The sequence below is a fragment of the Kitasatospora sp. NPDC059803 genome (genome assembly GCF_042732255.1).
GTDB lineage: Bacteria > Actinomycetota > Actinomycetes > Streptomycetales > Streptomycetaceae > Kitasatospora.
In genome coordinates this window covers 37,661-40,833 of the sequence record NZ_JBHWIJ010000002.1, presented here as the reverse complement: position 1 = coordinate 40,833, position 3,173 = coordinate 37,661, and the positions used below count along the sequence as shown (strand labels likewise).

General features: G+C 72.4%; 2 protein-coding genes and 2 pseudogenes. All 4 read right to left on the bottom strand.

What is annotated here, in order from left to right:
• Nucleotides 1-840: pseudogene (locus ACFV6I_RS00800) on the bottom strand (ATPase); the annotation flags it as partial.
• Nucleotides 837-2,234, bottom strand: coding sequence for a hypothetical protein (locus tag ACFV6I_RS00795; protein ID WP_380423154.1), 1,398 nt, complete (start codon nucleotides 2,232-2,234; stop codon nucleotides 837-839). The gene ACFV6I_RS00795 and the pseudogene ACFV6I_RS00800, both read right to left, overlap by 4 nt.
• Complete coding sequence (locus ACFV6I_RS00790) at nucleotides 2,224-2,880, bottom strand: 4Fe-4S single cluster domain-containing protein (protein ID WP_380423174.1); 657 nt, start codon at nucleotides 2,878-2,880, stop codon at nucleotides 2,224-2,226. The genes ACFV6I_RS00795 and ACFV6I_RS00790 overlap by 11 nt, the downstream gene beginning before the upstream one ends.
• 38 nt (nucleotides 2,881-2,918) lie before the next feature.
• A pseudogene (locus ACFV6I_RS00785) lies at nucleotides 2,919-3,173 on the bottom strand (hypothetical protein); the annotation flags it as partial.

Below are 3,173 nucleotides of genomic sequence, written 5' to 3'. Positions count from 1 at the left end.
ACGCAGTACCGGTTCGAGTTCCTGCCAGTTGCCGATCCGCAGCCCCTCCTGCAGGCGCAACTTCTGGATCAGGCGCCCGAGTTCCGCGTCCTCGGGAAGGCCGACGCGGAAGGCGCCGCCCAGCGCCGGATGCTCGATTTGGGCCCGCAGGAAGCCGGCGAGCGCCGGATAGGTGCCCTGGGCCGCCACCAGGCGTTCGGCCTCGCTGAGGGTCGCCTGCCGGAAGACGAAGATCCACCGGTTGCCGCTGAGGTGGTCCCGGGCCTGTTCGGCCAGGGCGCCGGCCAGTTGGCGAGCCGCCTGGTGGTGTCGCAGGATCTCTTCGGCCTGGGTGTAGACCACCGCACTGCGCACCGCGCGGTCCCGCAGGTATCCGTGATGCGTCATCACCGTGAACGGGTCCGTCACGGCGCGCGCGGGCGGGGTCTGGCCGGCGGCGGCCCGGGTGGAAGGCGGGGTGCCGGTGTCGCCACCGAGCCGCAGCCGTCCCAGCGGGCCGCGCAGGGCCGGATTGCGCATCAGCGGGCCGGGGCCGGCGGCCTGGGCCGCCGCGTCGGGTCGGCTGAGCCGCCGGGATCGGGGGTCGCGGAAGTAGAGCGGCCGACTCAGCGAGGAGTAGACGATCCGCTGGTAGCCCTCGGCGCGCAGCAGCCGGCACAGCACCTCCTCAAGTCCGCGCACCTGGTAGTCGGGGTCGACGAAGATATCGTCCACGCCCTGACCGTAGAGCACGGTGAACGGCTCGTCAGTGCTCAGCCGCAGCCCGCGGAACCGCTCCCCGCGCTGCTCGTTGCCGCCGCGCAGACCAGGACGGTCCGGCCACGGTGCCGGCGTGGTCACGACCGGGGGGCCTCGCCGCGCTGGGCCCCGCGCCTTCGATGGGCCGCCGGGTCGTACCGGTCCACGTCCGGCGCCGGGGCCGGGGCCGGTGTGGGCGGGAGTTCGGGCACCGGGACATGCACCTGGTGTCCGCGCTCGGCGAGCACGGACCGGATCGCCTCGGCGCGGCTGCGCTGGTCGACCTCCGACTCGGTGTCCTGGTCGAAGGAGAGCACGCGCAGCACCACGGCGCCGGAGTCCGGTTCGGCCCGCTCGATGTCGATGACGATCTCGTTGCCGTTCTCGTGGCGCAGTCTTGCGAAGAAGCCCCCACGCTGGTCCGCGTCGACGAACTCGGCGTCGTCGAAAGAATAGAAGGTGGTCTCGGCCAGCACGTTCGTCACCTCGTCGGCGAGGTTGACCCGGATCTGCGAGGCGAGCTGGCTCAGGGCGGCCCGCTGGACGGCGTCACTCAACCGGGCCTCCAGCATCGGCACCTCCTCCTCGCCGATCCGCCGAAGTTCCTGCGCGGAAGTGGCCTCGTCCCGGGCCCGGTCCAGCACCAGGCCAGTGACCCGGCGCAGTTCCTCGAGCCCTCCGCCCGACCAGTAGTCGACATCGAGCACTGCACCGGGGATCTCCTGCCGGTCGGGCCCGAGCACCGGCCGCTCGGCGTTCTCCTCGATCAGCCGCTCGACCAGCACCACGGCCTGCACCGCAGCCACCTGCCATGACCTGCGGGCCAGATCCTCCTGCTCGATCCGGACCCGGAGTTCGCCAAGAGCGTGGTAGCCCTCCTGGGAGAATGCCAGCGACGCCTCGTAGCGGCCGAGCGCGTGATTCTCCCGGGCCTGGGCCAGTCTGGTCTGCACGGCCGCCAACTCCCCTGGTGCGTACCTCTCGTGTGGCATGGTCTCGGCGATCAGGGCGGTGATCGTGTCCGCGTCCGCAAGCCAGGTGCGGGACAACTCCTCGGCACGGGTGCGGTCACGGGTCAGTTCGTCGAGCTGCTGAGCCAAGCCCGCGCTCTGCGCGATCCGTTCGCGGCGCTCGGCCGCGAGCTCGGAGGCCATGGCGCGCTGCTGGGCGTCCAGGGCCTCCCGTGTCTCGGCCCGCAATTCCCCGACTCCCTCGGTCAGTTTCCGCTGGAGCTCGGCGGTCTGCTGCTGCAGTCGCCGGTTGGTCTCGGCCTCCAGCGCACGGGTCTGTTCGCTGAGCTGTTGGATGCCCTCCTCACTGCGCCGCTGCCGGTTTCGCACGTCCGCGAAGCCGTTCGCCACATCGACCTGGGCCTGCCGGCGTACGTCCTCCAGGAGCCGGGGGAGGTCACGGCGGACCTCCCTGAGCTGCTCGGCGCTGCGCAGCAGCCCGTACCACGCGGACTCGTCCACCTGGATGCGCTTCCTACCGCTCATCGTTGCCCGTCCGTTCCGTGAGGTTCTCTCGTGCGCCATTGGCTGCACCGGGGTTGCCGCGCAGCCGGGCCCGGACCGCGTCCACTGCGGTGTCGAAGGCCGTCAGCAACCCGGGCGGGGGCACGCCGACGAGCAGCGCGGTCGGCCCCTCCAGGGCGATCTCGACGCTGCGCGGACTTTCCTCGAAATCCTCGTTGGCCTCCTCTGCACGGGGGTTGAGCCGGTGGACCCGTTGGTTGCGGCTGCCGCGCAGCCCCCGTCCGTCGTCCAGCGCGGCGACATACCGGCCGTCGACCAGGGTGTCCACGCAGGCCAGCAGCCGGGCGACACCCGGGTTGGGCGGGTCCGCGTGCAGCTGCTCCAGGCGGTAGCCCGTGAAGCAGAGCACCGAGAGGTCGCGCTCGGCCCGAGCGTGGGCCACCATCTCGGCGAGCGCGTCCGCCTGCTCCATCGGTTCGCCACCGGAGAGGGTCAGACCCGTCACCCGCGAATCATGCAGCAGCTCCGAGGCCAGCTCACTCGGGGCCACCAGTCGTGCTCGTCGGTCCGGTATCCACTGCGGCGACATGCAGCCACGGCAGGTGAAAGGGCAGCCCTGCACCCACAGGACGGAGCGCAGCCCCGGGCCCAGGGCCCGGGTGCCCACACGCGTGGCGGCCACGTTGACCAGGAGCCTGGTCGCGCTCACTGGAGCCCGCCTGCGGGGGCGGCGCCAGCCGAGGGCTCGTGGTAGCTGAAGGCCGTCCCGCCCACCACGACGCGGCTGCCGGGTGCGCAGGTCGCCACGCTGGCCCGCGCGGGCGAGCCGTCCGGGCTGTAGCGGATGCGTACGGAGAGCCGCAGCCGACCGCCGGTCAGCCGGCGTCGGCCGTTACCCCCGCCGACCCCGCCGGCCGGAGGTCGCAGCGCGGCGCTTGGGGCGGTGTGTGGGACGCCTTG